The 17303-nt window shown below is 71.4% G+C and carries 21 protein-coding genes; 10 read left to right on the forward strand and 11 right to left on the reverse strand.

Translation table 11 applies throughout. The features are described from left to right. Nucleotides 1–30 precede the first annotated feature (30 nt). The 4 genes from IEY73_RS14710 to IEY73_RS14725 are packed head-to-tail and all read right to left on the reverse strand — an operon-like array spanning nucleotide 31 to nucleotide 3477. Nucleotides 31–1269: a metallophosphoesterase gene (locus tag IEY73_RS14710; protein ID WP_189079765.1), complete on the reverse strand. Its 1239-nt coding sequence runs from the start codon at nucleotides 1267–1269 to the stop codon at nucleotides 31–33. Continuing rightward, nucleotides 1270–1518 (reverse strand): MoaD/ThiS family protein, encoded by a 249-nt coding sequence (locus IEY73_RS14715; RefSeq protein WP_189079766.1) that lies wholly within the window; start codon nucleotides 1516–1518, stop codon nucleotides 1270–1272. It abuts the gene before it with no gap. Nucleotides 1519–1520: 2 nt separating this feature from the next. Next, nucleotides 1521–2549 (reverse strand): GTP 3',8-cyclase MoaA, encoded by a 1029-nt coding sequence (gene moaA / locus IEY73_RS14720; RefSeq protein ID WP_189079861.1) that lies wholly within the window; start codon nucleotides 2547–2549, stop codon nucleotides 1521–1523. 55 nt (nucleotides 2550–2604) lie between these two features. Continuing rightward, nucleotides 2605–3477 (reverse strand): fructosamine kinase family protein, encoded by an 873-nt coding sequence (locus IEY73_RS14725; protein WP_189079767.1) that lies wholly within the window; start codon nucleotides 3475–3477, stop codon nucleotides 2605–2607. Between the two features lie 56 nt (nucleotides 3478–3533). Between IEY73_RS14725 and IEY73_RS14730 the strand changes: the two genes are divergently transcribed. Together IEY73_RS14730 and IEY73_RS14735 are read left to right on the forward strand one after the other, a co-directional pair. Then, nucleotides 3534–4034, forward strand: a complete 501-nt coding sequence (locus IEY73_RS14730; protein WP_189079768.1) for a GNAT family N-acetyltransferase — start codon at nucleotides 3534–3536, stop codon at nucleotides 4032–4034. 126 nt (nucleotides 4035–4160) lie between these two features. Beyond that, nucleotides 4161–5237, forward strand: a complete 1077-nt coding sequence (locus IEY73_RS14735) for a DUF4192 domain-containing protein (protein ID WP_189079769.1) — start codon at nucleotides 4161–4163, stop codon at nucleotides 5235–5237. A gap of 2 nt (nucleotides 5238–5239) precedes the next feature. Here IEY73_RS14735 and IEY73_RS14740 read toward each other — a convergent pair whose 3' ends face one another. Further along, nucleotides 5240–6898 (reverse strand): alkaline phosphatase D family protein, encoded by a 1659-nt coding sequence (locus IEY73_RS14740; RefSeq protein ID WP_189079770.1) that lies wholly within the window; start codon nucleotides 6896–6898, stop codon nucleotides 5240–5242. 59 nt (nucleotides 6899–6957) lie between these two features. After that, nucleotides 6958–7773 (reverse strand): formate dehydrogenase accessory sulfurtransferase FdhD, encoded by an 816-nt coding sequence (fdhD, locus tag IEY73_RS14745; RefSeq protein WP_373292796.1) that lies wholly within the window; start codon nucleotides 7771–7773, stop codon nucleotides 6958–6960. A 122-nt stretch (nucleotides 7774–7895) separates the two neighbouring features. On the opposite strand from fdhD, the gene mobA reads away from it, so the two are divergent. Genes mobA through IEY73_RS14760 form a run of 3 tightly spaced genes read left to right on the forward strand, consistent with a single transcriptional unit; the run spans nucleotide 7896 to nucleotide 9847 of the window. Then, complete coding sequence (gene mobA, locus IEY73_RS14750; protein WP_229715840.1) at nucleotides 7896–8495, forward strand: molybdenum cofactor guanylyltransferase; 600 nt, start codon at nucleotides 7896–7898, stop codon at nucleotides 8493–8495. Continuing rightward, on the forward strand, nucleotides 8492–8764 hold the full coding sequence (locus IEY73_RS14755) for a DUF6457 domain-containing protein (protein ID WP_189079773.1): 273 nt from the start codon (nucleotides 8492–8494) through the stop codon (nucleotides 8762–8764). Before mobA ends, IEY73_RS14755 begins: the two co-directional genes overlap by 4 nt. Before the next feature lie 39 nt (nucleotides 8765–8803). Next, on the forward strand, nucleotides 8804–9847 hold the full coding sequence (locus tag IEY73_RS14760) for a T3SS (YopN, CesT) and YbjN peptide-binding chaperone 1 (RefSeq protein ID WP_189079774.1): 1044 nt from the start codon (nucleotides 8804–8806) through the stop codon (nucleotides 9845–9847). Here IEY73_RS14760 and IEY73_RS14765 read toward each other — a convergent pair. Then, nucleotides 9844–10332 (reverse strand): Lrp/AsnC family transcriptional regulator, encoded by a 489-nt coding sequence (locus IEY73_RS14765; protein ID WP_189079775.1) that lies wholly within the window; start codon nucleotides 10330–10332, stop codon nucleotides 9844–9846. The two genes, IEY73_RS14760 and IEY73_RS14765, sit on opposite strands and share 4 nt — an antisense overlap. Before the next feature lie 68 nt (nucleotides 10333–10400). Here IEY73_RS14765 and ddaH point away from each other — a divergent pair, with 68 nt between their 5' ends. Further along, the gene (gene ddaH, locus IEY73_RS14770; protein WP_189079776.1) at nucleotides 10401–11234 is read left to right on the forward strand and encodes a dimethylargininase; all 834 of its coding nucleotides are present in this window, start codon (nucleotides 10401–10403) and stop codon (nucleotides 11232–11234) included. 15 nt (nucleotides 11235–11249) lie between these two features. Then, the gene (locus IEY73_RS14775) at nucleotides 11250–11819 is read left to right on the forward strand and encodes a bacterial proteasome activator family protein (protein ID WP_189079862.1); all 570 of its coding nucleotides are present in this window, start codon (nucleotides 11250–11252) and stop codon (nucleotides 11817–11819) included. A 10-nt stretch (nucleotides 11820–11829) separates the two neighbouring features. On the opposite strand, the gene IEY73_RS14780 is transcribed toward IEY73_RS14775, so the two are convergent. The 3 genes from IEY73_RS14780 to IEY73_RS14790 form a co-directional block, all read right to left on the reverse strand. Next, complete coding sequence (locus IEY73_RS14780) at nucleotides 11830–12669, reverse strand: HAD family hydrolase (protein WP_189079777.1); 840 nt, start codon at nucleotides 12667–12669, stop codon at nucleotides 11830–11832. Next, a complete protein-coding gene (locus IEY73_RS14785) occupies nucleotides 12669–13481 on the reverse strand; it encodes an HAD family hydrolase (protein ID WP_189079778.1) in 813 nt (270 codons plus the stop codon). Before IEY73_RS14785 ends, IEY73_RS14780 begins: the two co-directional genes overlap by 1 nt. A 111-nt stretch (nucleotides 13482–13592) precedes the next feature. Beyond that, nucleotides 13593–14438, reverse strand: a complete 846-nt coding sequence (locus IEY73_RS14790; RefSeq protein ID WP_189079779.1) for a hypothetical protein — start codon at nucleotides 14436–14438, stop codon at nucleotides 13593–13595. A 103-nt stretch (nucleotides 14439–14541) separates the two neighbouring features. Between IEY73_RS14790 and IEY73_RS14795 the strand changes: the two genes are divergently transcribed. The 3 genes from IEY73_RS14795 to IEY73_RS14805 all read left to right on the forward strand — a co-directional run bounded on the left by IEY73_RS14795 (nucleotide 14542) and on the right by IEY73_RS14805 (nucleotide 16222). Then, nucleotides 14542–14970, forward strand: a complete 429-nt coding sequence (locus tag IEY73_RS14795) for an OsmC family protein (RefSeq protein WP_189079780.1) — start codon at nucleotides 14542–14544, stop codon at nucleotides 14968–14970. 102 nt (nucleotides 14971–15072) lie between these two features. Beyond that, a complete protein-coding gene (locus tag IEY73_RS14800; RefSeq protein WP_189079863.1) occupies nucleotides 15073–15414 on the forward strand; it encodes a metallopeptidase family protein in 342 nt (113 codons plus the stop codon). A 76-nt stretch (nucleotides 15415–15490) separates the two neighbouring features. After that, nucleotides 15491–16222 carry an AIM24 family protein gene (locus tag IEY73_RS14805; protein ID WP_189079781.1) on the forward strand — a complete coding sequence of 244 codons (732 nt, stop codon included), beginning with the start codon at nucleotides 15491–15493 and terminating at the stop codon, nucleotides 16220–16222. A gap of 103 nt (nucleotides 16223–16325) precedes the next feature. On the opposite strand, the gene pheA is transcribed toward IEY73_RS14805, so the two are convergent. Beyond that, nucleotides 16326–17282 carry a prephenate dehydratase gene (pheA, locus tag IEY73_RS14810; RefSeq protein WP_189079782.1) on the reverse strand — a complete coding sequence of 319 codons (957 nt, stop codon included), beginning with the start codon at nucleotides 17280–17282 and terminating at the stop codon, nucleotides 16326–16328. Nucleotides 17283–17303: the final 21 nt, after the last annotated feature.

Below are 17303 nucleotides of genomic sequence, written 5' to 3' on the forward strand. Positions count from 1 at the left end.
GCGCTGAGCACTCCTATCGATCGTGATTGGTTACCGGGTTCGCAGGTCGACGACGGTCACCTGTGGGGGCACACCCACCCGTACGGGTGGACCCCAGAAGCCCGCGCCGTCGGTGACGTAGACCGGCGTGCCGTCCACCTCGCCCAGGCCGGACACCACCGGCTGCTGCAGCCCGACCAGCAGGTTGAACGGCATCGTCTGGCCGCCGTGCGTGTGCCCGGAGACCTGCAGGTCCACCCCATAGGGCGCGGCCTGCTCCGCGGCCAGCGGCTGGTGGGCCATCAGGATGACCGGCCGGGTGGTGTCCCGGTCGCCGAGGGCGCGCCGGAAGTCCGGCGGGTCGCCGACTTGCGCGCCGCCGAGGTCGTTGACCCCGGCCAGGTCCAGGCCGTCGAGTTCGATGCGTTCGTTGCGCAGCGGCCGTACGCCGAGGCTCGCCACCTCCGTCACCCACTCCTGGTATCCGGAGTAGTACTCGTGGTTGCCGGTGACGAAGTATGCGCCGCGCCGCGACTCGATGCCGGCCAGCGGTTCGGCGAACCGTCCCAGCTCGGCGACGCTGCCGTCGACGAGGTCGCCGACCACGCAGACGATGTCTGCCCCCACCGAGTTGATCACCTCGACGATCCGGCCCGCGTGCCGGGTGCCGGTCAGCGGGCCGAGATGGATGTCGGAGACCACCGCCAGGCGGGTGCCGTCCATCGCGCGGGGAAGCTTCGCGATCGGGATCTGCACGCGATCGATGCGCGGACGGCTGAGCGCGGTCCGTACGCCGTACCCGGTGACGCCGGCGGCGGTCAGCCCGGCGAAGACGGCCGCCCCGCGGGCGAGCACGAGCCGCCGATCGATGCCGGGCGGCGTCGCCGCGCCGGATGACGTGTCCGCAGCGGGCGAGCCGATGGGGCCGGCGGGTCCGGTCGGCGCGTCACCGGAGGCGGGCATGCCGGCGGTGGTCATCGCCGGCGTATCCGCCGAGCGGCGCCCCGCAAGCCGGATCACCAGGCGCGGGACCTCCAGCACCGCCAGGGTCAGGAGCAGGTAGAACGCACAGCCCAGCCAGAGATATCCGGGCCAGGCCAGCCAGGTGGCGTGGCCGGTGCGAGTGCCGATCAGGGTGGCCGGGACCAGCACGGCCAACAGCACGGCGATTCCGGTGCCGATCCGGCGTGCCGGTCCGGGGCGAAGCGTGTCCCGGACCAGCCGCTTCCAGAAGTACAGATGGATCAGGCCGATGACGGCGAAAGCCGTCACCACGACGGCGAGAACCATTCAGCCCCCCGCGAACGGTGGCAGCACGTCCACCGTCGATCCGTCCGGCAGCGCGGCGTGCCGGTCATGGCAGGCCAGCCCGTCGACCAGGAAGCTGGCCGCGTCCAGCACCGTACCGAGACGGCTGCCGTGCCGATCGGCCAGCACCCGCGACAGCTCGGCCAGCGAGGTCGCCGACGCGGCCTCGGTCCAGACGCCACCGGCCGCGGCCCGTGCGCCCGCGAAGTAGCGGACGGTCAATGCGCTCACGCTCAGCCCCCGATCGCCGACATCGGCCGTGCGGGCTGCAGGAACGCAGGGTCGTCGATGCCGTGGCCGGCGCGCTTGCCGAGGGTGGCCACCCGCCAGGCGTCCGCCACCGCGGAGTCCGAGCAGCCCCGGCGGATCAGCCCGCGCAGGTCGGACTCCTCGGTGGCGAACAAGCAGTTGCGCACCTGTCCGTCGGCGGTCAGCCGGGTGCGGTCGCAGTCACCACAGAACGGCCTGGTCACGCTGCCGATCACGCCGACCCGTGCCGGTGACCCGTCGGCACCGCGGTGGCCCGGGACCAGCCAGGTCTCGGCCGGCGCTGTTCCACGTGAAACCGGATCCGGGCGCAGGTCGAAGGCGGCCAGCGAGGTCAGGATCTCCTCCGCGGTCACCATCGCGTGCCGGTCCCATCCGTGCTGGGCGTCCAGCGGCATCTGCTCGATGAAGCGCAGCTCATATCCGTGGTCCAGGGCGAACCGCAGCAGCGCCGGCGCCTCGTCGTCGTTGACCCCGCGCATCAGCACCGCGTTGATCTTCACCGGGGTCAGCCCGGCGTCCGCCGCGGCGCGCATCCCGGAGAGCACGTCGGCATGCCTGTCGCGGCGGGTCAGGTCCTGGAACCGCTGCGGATTCAGGGTGTCCAGGGACACGTTGACCCGGTGCAGCCCCGCCTCGCGCAGCGGCACCGCCATCCGTTGCAGCCCGATGCCGTTGGTGGTGAGCGACACCCGCGGCCGTTGCGGCAGCCCGGCGGTCGCCGCCACGATGTCGACCAGGCCGCGCCGCACCAGCGGTTCGCCGCCGGTGAACCGGACCTCCGTCACGCCGAGGTGCGAGACCGCCACCCGGACCAGCCGCTTCACCTCGTCGTCGGTGAGTTGCTGGGCCCGGGGCATCCAGTCCAGCCCCTCCTCGGGCATGCAGTAGGTGCAGCGCAGATTGCATTTGTCGGTCAGCGAGACACGCAGGTCGGTCGCCACGCGGCCGAATCGGTCCACGAGAGCGCCGCGGTCGGCTCGTTGCTGCACCATGCTCACCGCTCGAACTTAGCCGCTTCGCGTCGCTGTCGCCGCTCGGTGGAGCCGATCACCGCAGCACCGCGTCCGCCGCGGCACGCACCGACGCGCGATAACTCGCGCCGAACGCCGCCGTGTGCACCAGCAGCAGATGCAACTGATGCAGGGGGATCCGCTCCCGCCAGCCGTCCGCGAGAGGCCAGACTTCGCGGTACGCCGAGAGCACCTGATCCAGATGCGGCGCTCCCCCGAAGAGGGCGAGGTTCGCCAGGTCGGTCTCCCGGTGACCGCCGTGCGCGGCCGGGTCGATCAGCCACGCCCGTCCCGAGTTCGCCCACAGCACGTTGCCCGGCCAGAGGTCTCCGTGCGTGCGCGCGGGCGGTTCCTCTGCGGCGTACCGGTCGATCGTCGCGATGATGCGCTCGACCGCCCGCACGTCGTCCGGGTCGAGGGCGCCGCGGTCGGCGGACGTCCGCAGGTAGGGCGCGAGCCGGCGGGCCGCGAACCAGGCCGACCAGGGCTCCGGCGACGGCGTGTTGTCCAGCGGGAGCGGACCGATGAAGCCGGGCCAGTCCGCGCCGAACGCGGACGCCCCGCGGCGATGCAGGGCGGCCAGCTCGCGGCCGAGCCGTCGGGCCGCCGCCGGGCTCGGATCTCCCGGTTCGATCCAGGCGACCGCGAGCAGGTCGTGCGTCACGGACAGCAGTTCGGGCACCGGGGCGCCGGCCTCGGCCAGCCAGCGCAACCCGGCCGCCTCGGCCGCGAAGAAGCCGTCCGGCGCCGACCCGGAGGGCCAGGACTTCGCGAACAGGGACGTGCCGTCGTCCAGCGTCAGCCGGGCGGCGCGACAGACCCCGCCCGGGACCGGAGTCTCCCGGATCCGCTGGTGCGTGAGAAATGTCGGGAGATGCTGCGGGTGCTCGCGGAGGTACGCCAGATCCACCGCCCTATCTTCCGCTTCCGGTTACGGCGGCCGTCAAACGGAGTCAAAATGTCGCCATGAGCCCTCTGCAGGTGCGCGCCTACCGGCCGACCGACCACAGCGCCGGGCGGCGGCTGTACGCCGAGCTGACCCGGGCGCAGCACCGCATGTACGGCGAGGCCGAGCGCGGCGACGGGGCGGAGTTCGAGGAGTTCCTCGCGCGGCTGGACCTGGGTGGTCTGTGGGTCGCCGAGCATGCCGACGATGGAGTGATCGGCCTGGTCGGTCTGATCGTGCGTGGACGCGGCGGCGAGGTCGAGCCGTTGGTGGTCACCGCCTCGCACCGGCACAAGGGCGTCGGGCGCACGTTGCTGGAACACGTCGCCGGGGAGGCCAAGCGCAGGGACATGCAGTCGCTGACCATCTCGCCGTCGTCCCGCAACGTGGAGGCCATCCGCAGCCTGCACGCCGCCGGGTACGACGTGGTCTCCGCCGTCGAGCTGACCCTCGATCTGGACCGCAACGGCGAGTGGCACCGCGACGGTCTGAAGCTTCACGAGCTCCCGTTCCGCTCCTGAGATGAGACCTCCCGTGCGGTGCTGACCTGCGGATCCACCGCACACCCCTGTGGATGAGGGCGTGTCGTCCACAAGCCGCGCAGTTCGGCGCGCCCGCCCCCGCGGCGGCGCGCCACGCTGCACCGCATGACGCCCGAATTCACCATCAAGGCCAGCTCCCCCGCCGACCTCGTGGCCGCCGTGCCGTTCCTGATCGGCTTCCATCCGGCGGACAGCGTCGTCGTGGTCGCCCTGCGCGGCAAGCGCGTCACCTTCACCGCGCGCCATGATCTGCCGCCGCCGGAGCACGGCGCCGCGGCCGCCGCGCATCTCGCCGACGTGGTGGCCCGGCAGGACGTCGGCGCCGTGATGCTGATCGGATACGGCGCGGCCACCGCGGTCACGCCGGCGTTGGTGCGGTCGGCATCCGCGCTGGAGCAGGTCGGCGTGGCGGTGCTCGACCAGCTCCGGGTCACCGAGGGTCGCTGGTGGTCCTACTACTGCACCGACCCGCTCTGCTGCCCGCCGGAGGGCAACCTGTGCCTACCCGACAACTCCCCGCTCGCGGCGGCGGCCACCTACGCCGGGCAGGTCGCGCTGCCCAACCGCGCGGCGTTGCTGGCGCAGGTCGCGCCGGTGACCGGGCCGGAGCTGGAGCGCATGGCAGCGGCCACCGCTCGGGCCCACGAGCGGATGGCCGGTTTGCTGGGGCGCGCGGGCGCCGACGCCGAGCGGACGGTTCGCCGGGCGGGCCGCTCGGCGGTGCGCGACGCCGAGCGGCATCACCGCGCCGGTCGCCGGTTGAGTGACGACGAGGTGGCCTGGCTCGCACTGCTGGTCGCCGCGGACCCGGTGCGGGACTACGCCTGGGATCGCATGCCCGGCCCGGAGTGGCGGATCGAGCTGTGGAGCGACGTGGTGCGCCGGGTCGCTCCGGATCATGTCGCGGTGCCGGCCTGCCTGGTCGGGTTCGGCGCCTGGCTGGCCGGCTCCGGCGCGCTGGCGGTGGCGGCGGTGGACCGCGCCCTCGCGCAGGAGCCCCGGCACCGGGTGGCCCGCATGCTCGGGGAGATTCTGGCGTTGGGCGTGCCGCCGAGCGTGGTGGACCATCCCGGCCTGGCACGCCCGTCCGGGGCCGATCCCGGCCCGGACGGGCGAGGCCGATCTCGTGCCGACCCCACCCCCGGCCGCGCCGGCCGGCGCGGCCGGGGCCGGTCGCGATGACGTCACGGCCGGAGCGTCTCCTGACGCATCGTCGCCGCGCCGCGATCCGCGGCTCCCGGCCGGCCGGCGAGCGAGGCGGCGCCCGGGGTGGGCGTGTCCGCGATCTGATGCAGGCCCGGCACCCGGTCCTCGATGACGAACGTCGCTCGGGTATGCGCCGGGGCGCCCGGACGGGTGACGTAGGGCAGGACACGGAAATCGGCGGTCATCGTCTCCCGGGTGATCCGGGTGCGGACATATCCGCGCTGGTTGTTCCAGAAGCGCAGGTGCGGGTTCCACGCGGCCCAGGGATGTGTCGCCGGGACCGCGTCCGAGCCGTCGCCGGTGGAGGTGATCGACGAGCAGACCAGCTCGGTGCCGACGGTGCGCGAGGTCGGGTCGGCGTAATCGAGTTTCAGCTCGTCGGCCCAGTGGGCGTGCACGTCGCCGGTGAGCACCACCGGGTTGCGCACCCTCGCGTCGACCCAGCCACGCGTGATCCGCTCCCGCGACGCGGCATAGCCGTCCCAGGCGTCCATGCTGGTCACCAGGGCCGGGCCGGAGTCGCTGTCCCGCTGCCCGAAGAAGACCTGCTGGCCCAGGATGTCCCAGTGGGCGGTGGAGCTGCGGAAGCCGTCCAGCAGCCAGGACTCCTGCTCGGCGCCGGTGATCGAGCGGGCCGGGTCGAGCGCGGCGGGACAGTCCTTGTACCCGTCTCCGCAGGCCTGGTCGTCGCGGAACTGTCGGGTGTCCAGCATGTGGAAGGTGGCCAGCCTGCCCCAGCGCAACCTGCGGTACAGCTGCATGTCGATGCCGCGCGGCACGGACGAGCGGCGCAGCGGCATGTTCTCGTAGTACGCCTGGAACGCGGCCGCGCGTCGGGCCAGGAAGTTCGGGTCCGGCTGCTCGGGCACCTCGTCGGCCCAGTTGTTCTCCACCTCGTGGTCGTCGAAGACCACGGCCCAGGGCGCGACCGCGTGCGCCGCCTGCAGATCCGGGTCGGTCTTGTACTGCGCGTGGCGCTGACGATAGTTGGCCAGCGTGACGGTCTCCGGGCCTGCGTGGTCGCGTGGGTTGCCGCCCGGGATGGTGTAGACGCCGGCCCGATACTCGTACTGGTAGTCGCCGAGGTGCAGGACCAGGTCCGGCTCGTCCTCGGCCAGCCGGCGGTACGCGGTGAAATACCCGTGCTCGTACTGCGAGCAGGACACGAACGACATGGCCAGCGTTCCACCGGACACCCACGGCGCCGGGGCGGTGCGGGTGCGGCCGGCCGGGGAGACGTGGCTTTCCGCGCGGAAGCGATAGAAGTAGTCGCGGCCCGGCAGCAGCGCGTGCACCTCGACGTGGACGGTGTGCGCCGCCGCGGCGCGCGCCACGGCGGTGCCCCGCCGGACGATCCGGCGGAACCGTTCGTCGTGCGCGATCTCCCAGTGCACCGGGACGTCACGGGTGGGCATGCCGCCAAGGCCGTCCTCGGCGAGCGGGCGGGGCGCCAGCCGGGTCCAGATGACGAAGCCGTCCGGCTCGGGATCGCCGGAGGCCACGCCGAGGGTGAAGGGATCGGTGCGCAGCGGGCCGCGTCGAGGGGTGGCCGAGGCGGCCAGCGGCCAGATGGTCATGGCACCGGCCGTGCCGGCCGCGGCACCGCCGAGCAGCAGGGAGCGTCTCGAAATAGCCATGCCAGCAGCCTGAGCGGCATGGATGAACGCCGATGGATCCGGGGATTTCCGGGGGGCGTTCAGACGGTGACGCGCCGTGCTTCGGCATAGACATTCATCGACTGTCCGCGCAGGAAGCCGACGAGAGTGAGTCCCGCCTCCTCGGCCAGTTCGACGGCCAGGGTGCTCGGCGCCGACACCGCCGCGAGCATGGGGATGCCGGCCATCCACGCCTTCTGGGTGAGTTCAAACCCGGCCCGTCCGGAGACGAGCAGCACATGCCCGGTGAGCGGCAGCCGGTTCTCCCGCAACGCCCACCCGATCACCTTGTCCACCGCGTTGTGCCGGCCCACGTCCTCGCGCAGCACCAGAAGCTCGCCGTCGCGCGAGAACAGCCCGGCGGCGTGCAGGCCACCGGTGTGGTCGAAGGTGCGCTGCGCGGCGCGTAGTTTCGGCGGCAGGTCCGCCAACATCGCGGCGGGCAGGGTCAGCGGGTCGCCGGAGACGTCGAAACGGGACCGGGTGCGCACCGCGTCGATGCTCGCCTTTCCGCACACGCCGCAGGAACTGGTGGTGGTGAAGGCGCGGGTCGGGTCCACCGCCGGCGCCGGCACGTCCGGGGCGAGCGTCACGTCCACGACGTTGTAGGTGTTCGGCGTCTGGTCGCCGGCGCAGAGCTGAGCGGTGACCACGTCGGCGGCGCCGCCGACGATGCCCTCGGTGAGCAGGAAACCCATGGCCAGATCGAGGTCCCGTCCGGGGGTGCGCATGGTGACCGCGAGCGGCTTGCGAGCGATCCGGATCTCCAACGGCTCCTCCGCCGCCACATGGTCGGGACGCCGGCGCGGGGCCTCGCCGGTCTCCAGATCGATCCGCACCACCGGTCTGCGGTTCATCGTCCTCGCCACGTCACGAGCGTATGCCGGGCCGCCGCAACCCGCTCGGGACCGGGATTGTTCGCGCCGCCGTCGGCCGTCGCCCGATCACAGACACGGCCTCGGCGGGATACGGTACGTACGTGGGGGGATTCGCGGCGGTCGTGCTGGCTGGTGGAGAGGCGCGCCGAATGGGCGGCGCCGACAAACCGACCCTGCCCGTTGGCGGGCAGTCGATGCTGACCCGCGTGCTCGCCGCGGTGGACGACGCCGATCCCCGCATCGTGGTCGGCCGGGTGCCCCCCGACCTCCCGGTCCACGTGCATTCCACCCGTGAGCAGCCACCCGGTGGCGGTCCGGTGGCCGCCGCGGCTGCGGGCCTGGCCATGGTTCCCGAGCAGGTCGCGCTCACCGCGTTGCTCGCCGCCGATCTTCCGTTGCTCACCGGCGAAGCCGTCGACGTGCTGCGCCTGACCGTCGAGTCGGCGCCCATGCAGGGCGCGGTCTACCGAGACGCGGACGGGCGTCGGCAGATGCTGTGCGGCGTCTGGCGCACCCGGGCGCTGCGCGACGCCGTCGAGCAGTTACGCGCCGCCCGCGGAGATCTGCACGGCGCCGCGGTTCGGGAGCTGATGGATCTGCTGCGCGTGGCCGAGGTGTCCTGGCGCCGGTCCGGGCCGCCGCCCTGGTTCGACTGCGACACCGACGACGACTTGCGAGCCGCGCAGGAGTGGGCCCGGTGAACGAGCTGGACCGGTGGGTCGAGGCCGCCACGGCCGCTCTCGGGCTGCCCGCCGACGAGGTGCGTACGCCGATGGTGCTGGACCTCGCCCGTGATGTCGCGCACCAAGTGGTGCGGCCGGGGGCGCCGGTCACCGCCTATCTGCTCGGGCTGGCCGTGGGCCGTGGCGCGGACCCGGCGGAGGCGGCAGCGGTGCTCGGCGCGCTCGCCGCTTCCTGGCCGTCCCGGGCCGGATCGACATTGACGCGCCAGGATCCGCCGACGCCGTGACAGACGCTCGATAGGGTGACGGCAAAGGGGGAGGCGATCATGACTGCGGAGGACCAGCCCGAGGGCATTCTGATGGACGAGTCCAGCACGGCCGACCTGCGTGCCAAGGTGACCGAAGCCTGGCGTGAGTTCGCCGGTGCGATGGCCGATCTGATCCCGGCGCTGGAGCCCGGTTCGCACGTCGACGTCACCCTGGACCCGACCGCGTCGGGCACCGGCACCGCCATCTACTCGGTCAGCATGCGCGTGCTGGACGACGGTGTGGTGGAGGCCTTGGCGGTCGGCAACGCGGAGTTGCCCGAGGGGTTCCGGATGGACCGTTCCGCGGTCGCCGACATGGTGGCCCTCGGCTGGTCGCCGCCCGGCGTGCTGGCCGATTCGGGTGAGTCGTTCGGCCTGCGCACCAGCACCGACCAGGCACGCCGGCTGGCCACCACGGTCTCCCGCACGCTGCGCGACGTCTATGGCGCACCCCATCCGGCGTTCCTCGTCTATCTGGTCCACGATGCCGACGACGAGCCGCTGGACACCGTGCCGCTCGGCACCGCCCGGCACGAGCCCGACCTCGACGCCGCCCGCCTCGACGATCTGGACGATGGCCTGGGCGGCGGGGCGGACGAGGCGCTGCCGCTGGACGACCGGGTGCGCACGGTGGTCGCGACCATGTCGAAGACCACTGTCGACCAGCTACAACAGGACGCGGACGGGGACATCGGCATCCGTGCCGGATCGGCGATGGTGTTCGTCCGGGTCCGGGACAACCCGCCGCTGGTGGACGTGTTCTCGCCGATCCTCACCGAGGTCGAGCCGACCGAGCAGCTCTATGTGCGGCTCTCCGAGCTGACCAATCGCATGCCGATCGGTCGCCTCTACTGCGCGCAGGACACCGTGTGGGCGTCCGTCCCGGTGTTCGGCCGCAACTTCCAGCCCACCCATCTGATGCTTGCCGTCCAGGTGATGACCGGTCTGGCCGACGAGTTGGATGACCGGTTGCACGGGGAGTTCGGCGGGCGGCGGTTCTTCGGCGAGGGCGACAAGCCTCCGGCCGGGCCGGACGATCACCGCCCCGGCATGTATCTCTAGGCCGGACCGCGGGCCGCCGGGCCGTCGCCGGGCTGCGGCAGGATCGGTGTCGGCATCTCCACCAGCCGGGAGAGCACCACCATGCTGCGCGTGGAGGTCACGAACGGCTCCGCGCGCAATCGTTCCAGCGCCTGCTCCAGGTGGCCGATGTTCGCGGCGCGCAGGTGCACCAGGGCGTCCGCCTCCCCGGACACGGTGTAGGCGCCGACCACCTCCGGATGCCTGCGGGTTGCCACCGTGATCTGCGTCGGCGTCGTGCGGCCGGTGCAGAACAGCTCCACGAACGCCTCGGTGGTCCACCCCACCGCCGCCGGTTCCACGATCGTGGTGAATCCCTTGATCACGCCACCCGATCGGAGCCGGTCGACCCGCCTCTTGACCGCGGGAGCGGACAGCGACACCTTCGCACCGATCTCCGCGTACGACGCTCGGGCATCCGCCACGAGAAGCGCAATGATTCGCTGGTCCACGGCGTCCGTCTGCAACGATTCGCCTCCAACGAGCAAGGTTTCGAGCTATTTCGAACGTACCGAGAGTACCTACCCTTTACCTCATGAGCCAGACGGAGCGCATGCCGCGAAAGCGGACATATCTCATGTGTCCCCCGGAGCACTTCGCCATCGAATACGTCATCAACCCGTGGATGGACACCGGCACTGCGGTCGACGCCGGACTCGCGCTCCGGCAGTGGCATTTCCTCCACGACACCCTGGCCGGCCTGGGCCACCGGGTGCATGTGCTGTCCGCCCAAGCCGGGCTACCCGACATGGTCTACGCGGCGAACGGGGCCTTCTCCGTCGACGGGACCGTCTACGGCGCCCGTTTCCGGCACCCGCAGCGAGCCCCGGAGGCCCTGGCACACCAAGGCTTCTACGCCGCCGGAGGGTGGACGTTCGCCGAAGGCAACCACGTGAACGAGGGCGAGGGTGACTTCGCGTACCTGCCCGGCGCGTACGGTGGTCTGATCCTCGCCGGTCATGGTTTCCGCACCGACCCGGCGGCCCACGCGGAGGCGCAGGAGGTCCTCGGCCGGCCGGTGGTCTCGCTCAAGCTCGTGGACTCCTGCTTCTACCACCTGGACACCGCCCTGGCGGCGCTGGACGACCGGCACATCACCTATTTCCCGGGCGCGTTCTCGGCCGCCTCGCAGCGAGTCCTCGCCCAGTTGTTCCCGGACGCGGTGATCGCCGATCAGGCCGATGCCGAGGCGTTCGGCCTGAACCTGGTCAGCGACGGACGCCATGTGGTGCTCAACGCCGAAGCGACCGGCATGGGAGAAAAGGTGCGCGCCGCGGGCTATCAGCCCATCCATGTGGATCTGTCGGAGCTCAAGCGTGGCGGCGGCAGCGTCAAGTGCGCGGTCGCCGAACTGCGGCCGCGCCCGTGAGCAATGATGGAGCGCATGACCGATGAGACCCGTACCGAAGAAAAGCAGGACGACGGCTCGGTGATCGTGGTGGGTCCCGACGGCCGGCCGATGGGCACGGTTGATTCGGACGGCAGCATGAAACCCGAGGAGCCCGGCAACCAGATCGAGCAACCGGCCAAGGTCATGCGCATCGGCAGCATGATCAAACAACTTCTCGAAGAGGTCCGCGCGGCGCCGCTCGACGAGGCGTCCCGCAGCCGGCTGCGGGAGATCCACCAGCGCTCGATCGTCGAGTTGGAAGACGGCCTCGCACCGGAGCTGCGCGAGGAACTGGAGCGGCTGTCATTGCCGTTCGAGGGCGAGACCCCGCCCAGCGAGGCCGAGCTGCGCGTCGCCCAGGCCCAGCTCGTGGGCTGGCTGGAGGGACTGTTCCACGGGATCCAGGCGGCGCTTGTCGCGCAGCAGATGGCGGCCCGGCTGCAGCTTGAACAGATGCGCGGCGGCGGCACCGGCCGGGCGGCGCTGCCGATGGGTCCGAACGGGATGATCCCCGGCATGCCCAACCAGGGCAGCGGGGAAGGCCGCGCCGGTCAATACCTCTAGTCTCGCCGCGTCAGAGCTCGAAGATCCGTTCCAGCGACGCTGCCACGCCGTCCTCGTCGTTCGTGGGCGCCACCTCGTCGGCGACCGCACGGACGGCGGGGTGGGCGTTGCCCATCGCGACGGCGTGCCCCACCCAGGAGAGCAGCGGCACGTCGTTGGGCATGTCGCCAAATCCGATCACGTCGGCCGGTCCCAGCCCTTCGCGCTCACAGAGCCACGCCAGGCCGGCCGCCTTCGTGACGCCGGCCGCGGAGATCTCCACCAGCGCCGACGACGACGAGTGCGTGGTCTCCGCGGTGTCCCCCAGCACCCGGCTGACCAGCTCGTAGAACTCGGCGGGTTCGCTGTCGGCCGAGCGCGCCAGCAATTTCGCCGCCGGGGCCGAGGTCAGCTCCTCCGGCGTGCTGAGCACCCGGACGGCGTGATGCTCGCCGTCCCAGTGCATCGGCCAGGTCGGCTCGTGCAGGAAGTGGCGGCCGTCGTTCACCTCGACGGCGAGCGCCACGTCCGGCACCGCCTCCCGCAACCGCTTGGTGACGTCGAGGAGCAACTCGGCGGACAGCGGCGCGGCCCGCAGGATCTCGTCGGTGTCCGGGTCGTAGACGATGGCACCGTTCGCGCAGATGGCCGGCAGGGGTTCCACCATCTGGTCGTAGAGCTGTCCCAGCCAGCGCACCGGCCGGCCGGTGCAGAGCACGGTGGGCACGCCCGCGGTCAGCAGCCGTTCCAAGGTCTCGGCAGTGCGCCGGCTGAGTGACCCGTCGGCGCGGATCAGCGTCCCGTCGATGTCGGTGGCGACCAACCGGTAGGGCAGGGCCGCGCGGCGTGGATCCGGGGCGGAGGCATGCATCACCTTGACAGTAGCCGGTCCAGGAAGCGAGCCACCCCGTCCTCGTCGTTGGTCTCCGTCACGTCGTCCGCCGCCGCCAGCACGTCCGGGTGCGCGTTCGCGACGGCCACCGTCTGCCAGCCCGCCCATGCGAACATCGGCAGGTCGTTGGGCATGTCGCCGAAGACGAGCACGTCGTCCGGGTCGACGCCGACGGCCTCGGCCACCACGGACAGGCCGGTGGCCTTGTCCACCCCCGGCGGGCAGATCTCGATCACGTCCAGGCCCGCTTGAGTGATCGACGCCATCTGCGCGGGGATGACCCGGCGGGCGATGGCCAGGAGTTCGTCCACGTGGTGACCGGGCGTGCACGCGTACGCCTTGATCACGTCACCGGTCAGGCATTGCGTGCGGGTCCGCTCCTCCACGGTCACTTCGTACGGCCAGCCGGGTGTCATCACACCCCACAGCGGCGCACCGGAGTGCTCCAGCGCTTCCACCATCACCGTCAGCGGGCCCACCTCGGCCTCCAGGTCCGCCAGCCGCTCGGCCAGCACCTGGCCGGGCATCCGCGTGGTGGTGAGGAACCTCCGGTCGGTCTGGTCGAGGACCCAGCCCCCGTGCGCCATCACCAGGAAGTCCGCTGCCGCGATGTCCGCCGTGGTCAGCTCGGTGAGGCGCGGACCCCGCCCGGTGGCGCCGACGATCCGGATACCCGCGGCGCGCACCCGGTCCAGCACCTCGTGGGTGAATGCGGACACCGTGTCGTCACTGCGCACCAGGGTGCCGTCGAGGTCGGTAGCGATCAGCTTGGGGAGACCGGGCCGTGCCATCGAGAACCTCCGTGGGTCGGGGCAGTCCCCCGCGGAGGGCGGAAGGTGAACGTTACACCGGCCCGGCTAGCTGCACCTATGTCTTTCGGTAGCGGGCCGGTGTATGGCCAGTTAGATCTTGTCGTGTCGGTCCCGCTCGTCGTCGCGGTCGGTCGCTCGATCCCGGTCGTCGGCCAGCGAGGTGAACGGAGAAGCCGACGACACGGACAGGTCGAACGGCTCGTCCGCCGGATCCATCTCGTCGTCCGCGTCACCGGTGCGGCGCCACGCCCATGCCGAGGCGTCGGTTTCTGCAGGCTCCACGGTGCCGGCTGCCGGGAAGTGACGTACGGACAGCCACAGCGCCACCATCGCGGCGGCGACTCCGACGAGCGCGCACCAGATGCCCCGCCCCGGCGCGAGGTCGATCTGGTCGGCGTCCAGTTGCAGGGTGACCAGCGCGCCCAAGGCCCGGCTGGTCTCGTCGAGCGTCGGCTCCACCGCGAAGAGCAGGCCGAGCATCACGCCGCCCGCGCTCAGGCCGACCAGCCGGGCGTAGCGGCGACCGGGCGCCGGGCCGAACAACACCAGCACCGTGGCGGTGACCAGAACGAAGACGCCGATCAGGTATCCCGCGGCCCAGGCGCCGAAATCGCCCAGGTCGGTGGGCACCGGTTGGTTGCCGGCCACGGTGGCGCCGAAGACCGTGGTGTCCACGGCGGTGACCTGCCACTCGGAGATCAACGACGCGAACAGGGCGATCGCGGCCAGTGCCGCGGTGACCGGGACCAGACGCCGGTCGGCGAGCAGGCCACGTAGCGTCCCCGACGCGTCCCACCGGCGCCGCGCCGACCGGGGCGCGTCGCCCGGGGGTGCGCCGAAGTCGATCACCGACTCCCCTTCGTCGCGCTGCGAGGCGGCCGGTTGCCGGGGCGGCGGAACCGGGCCGCTCCCGTCGGACGGCGTGATGGCGGACATGACATCCATGATGCGTGGCCCGATGTCCCGGGGCCACCCGATGTCAAGGGGTCCACCCAATCTCTAGGGGCCGATCCAGCCGAGATGAACTAGCGTCGGTGTCATGCCTATTCGCACTGCTAACGCTCGCTGGGAAGGAAACCTCACCGAGGGTTCCGGCACGATCGCCACCGGCAAGGGCGGTTACCAGGGTAACTACTCCTTCAAGTCTCGCTTCGAGGAGGGTGAGGGGACCAATCCGGAGGAGCTGATTGCCGCGGCGCACGCCGGCTGCTACTCGATGGCCTTCTCCAAGGGTCTGGCCGACGCCGGCTTCACCCCGACCTCGGTCGAGACCACCGCGAAGGTGCACCTCGACAAGAACGACACCGGTTTCGGTGTGACGCGGATCGACCTCGACACCGTCGGCGTGGTTCCGGGCATCGACGACGGCCTGTTCCAGAAGATCGCCGAGGGGGCCAAGGAGAACTGCCCCATCTCCAAGCTGCTGGCGCCGGGCGCGCAGATCGGCCTCACGGCCAAGCTGTCCTGATCACCTGACCGAGACGAAAGGCGCTGCCCCGCCGCCTACCGGGACACTCCGGCGACCGCCATGTCCCCGGCGGCGGGGCACAATGGGCTCGTGCCCGTCGACATGAGCCAGGAGCGGTTCGAGGAACTGGTCGGTGAGGCGCTCGACGAAGTGCCCGCCGAGCTGCTCGACGTGATGAACAACGTGGTCATCCTCGTCGAGGACCTGCCCCCGGACGGCGCCGATGACCTGCTCGGCCTCTACGAGGGGCACGCGCTGACCGATCGCGGATGGGACTACTCCGGCGTGCTGCCCGACCGGATCACCATCTATCGGCTGCCCACCTTGAAGGTGTGCGAGACCGAGACCGACGTCATCGACGAGGTCGCCATCACGGTGGTGCACGAGATCGCACACCACTTCGGCATCGACGACCGGCGCCTGCACGAGTTGGGCTGGGGCTGACCGATCCGCCGCCTTCCAGCAGATTCTTGGCGACGCCGCCTACCCTGTGCGTACACGCTCACAGGAGGACATGTTCATGCGCAGCGAACTCTTCTCGGCCGACAACCTGGAGAAGGAGGGCCAGCCCGGCCTTCGTCTGCAGAACTCCAAGTTGCTCAAGGCGGAACTCAACGGGGAATTCATGGCCCGCGTCGGTTCCATGGTCGCCTACCAGGGCCAGGTCAACTTCGAGGCGCTCGGTTCGGGTGGCATCGGGAAGTTCCTCAAGCAGAAGCTCACCGGCGAGGGCGTGCCGTTGATGCGGGTCACCGGCCACGGCGACGTGTTCCTGGCCGAGTCCGCCGCGGACATCCACCTCATCGACATCGAGCCGGGTGACGCCCTGTCCATCAACGGCGCCAACGTGTTGGCGTTCGAGTCGACCCTGCAGTACGACATCAAGATGGTGCAGGGCGTCGGCATGATGTCCAACGCCGGACTGTTCAACTGCGTCTTCTCCGGTCAGGGCCGGATCGCCGTGACCACCAAGGGCACCCCGGTGGTGCTCAGCGTCGACCAGCCGACCTATGTGGACCCGCAGGCCGCGATCTGCTGGTCGGCGAGCCTGCAGACCGGATATCACCGCGCCGACCAGCTCGGCATGGGCACCCTGCTGGGCCGCACGACCGGCGAGCGTTTCACCATGTCGTTCGCGGGCCAGGGCTTCGTGGTAGTGCAGCCGTCCGAGGAGCCGCCGGGTGGCCTGCACGGCGCCGCGCACGGTCAGCAACAGCAGGGCGGCATCCTGGGCAATCTGCTCGGCAACTGAGAACTGCTCGGCAACTGAGAACTGCTCGGCGCCGGGGGAACCGCTCGGCGCTGGGAACCACGACGACGGCCGGGCTCGTTCCGCCAGGGGTGAGCCCGGCCGCTCAGGTGACCCGGCCGTCGCGGATCCGCGTCAGCCACGCCGCCGAGTCGGCGAAGTCGGCATCCGACAGGCCGTCCTGCCCCGGGATGCCTTCGGCGTGCGCGGCCGGCGACCACCGATGCTTGGCGAAACTGCCCAGGAACCGAACCTCGGCGCAGATGCGCCGCAGTCCCTGCAACGCCTCCCCCATCCGCGGCTCGGCCACGTGGCCCGAGCAGTCCAGGAAGAAGACGTACGTGCCGAGCCGCTCGCCGGTCGGGCGGGACTCGATCCGGGTGAGGTTGATGCCGCGGACGGCCAGTTCGGTGAGCACCGCCAGCAGGGCGCCGACCTGGTCGTGGCGGATCGACACGGCCAACGAGGTGAGATCGTCTCCGGTCGGCGGCGCGGGCGGCGCGGGGCGTGTCACAAGCGCGAACCGGGTCACCGCGTCGGTCCGGTCGGCGATCTTGTCGGCCAGCACGACCAGCCCGTTACGCGGCACACCGATCGGCGCGCAGACGGCCGCGTCATGCACGCCCTCAGCGGTGCTGATCGCCGCCGCCGCGTTGGACAGGACGTCGACCACCGCGGCGTCCGGCAGGTTGGCCGCCAGCCATCCGCGGCACTGCGTGGAGGCCTGCGGATGCGCGGCCACCGACCGGATCTCCGTCAGCGGCAGGAGCCGCGGCGCGGCGAGCTGGAACTCGACCGGCAGCACCACCTCGCGGGTGATGACCAGCGGACTGCCGGTCGCCAGCTCGTCCAGGGTCACCGTGACCGCCCCGCCGACCGAGTTCTCCAGCGGAACCAGCGCGGCGTCGGCGTCGCCGTCCCGGACGGAGTCCATGGCCTCCGGGACGCTGCGTGCGGGTGTGCGTATCCCCCGCTCGGCCGCGGGAAGGGTGCGCAGAGCCTGTTCGGCGAAGGTGCCCTCGGGCCCGAGATAGACGAATCGCGTCGGCGGGGTTCCCGGCATGGGCCCAAGCTTAGAGGTCGG

This window comes from Mangrovihabitans endophyticus, from assembly GCF_014646155.1.
GTDB lineage: Bacteria > Actinomycetota > Actinomycetes > Mycobacteriales > Micromonosporaceae > Actinoplanes > Actinoplanes endophyticus.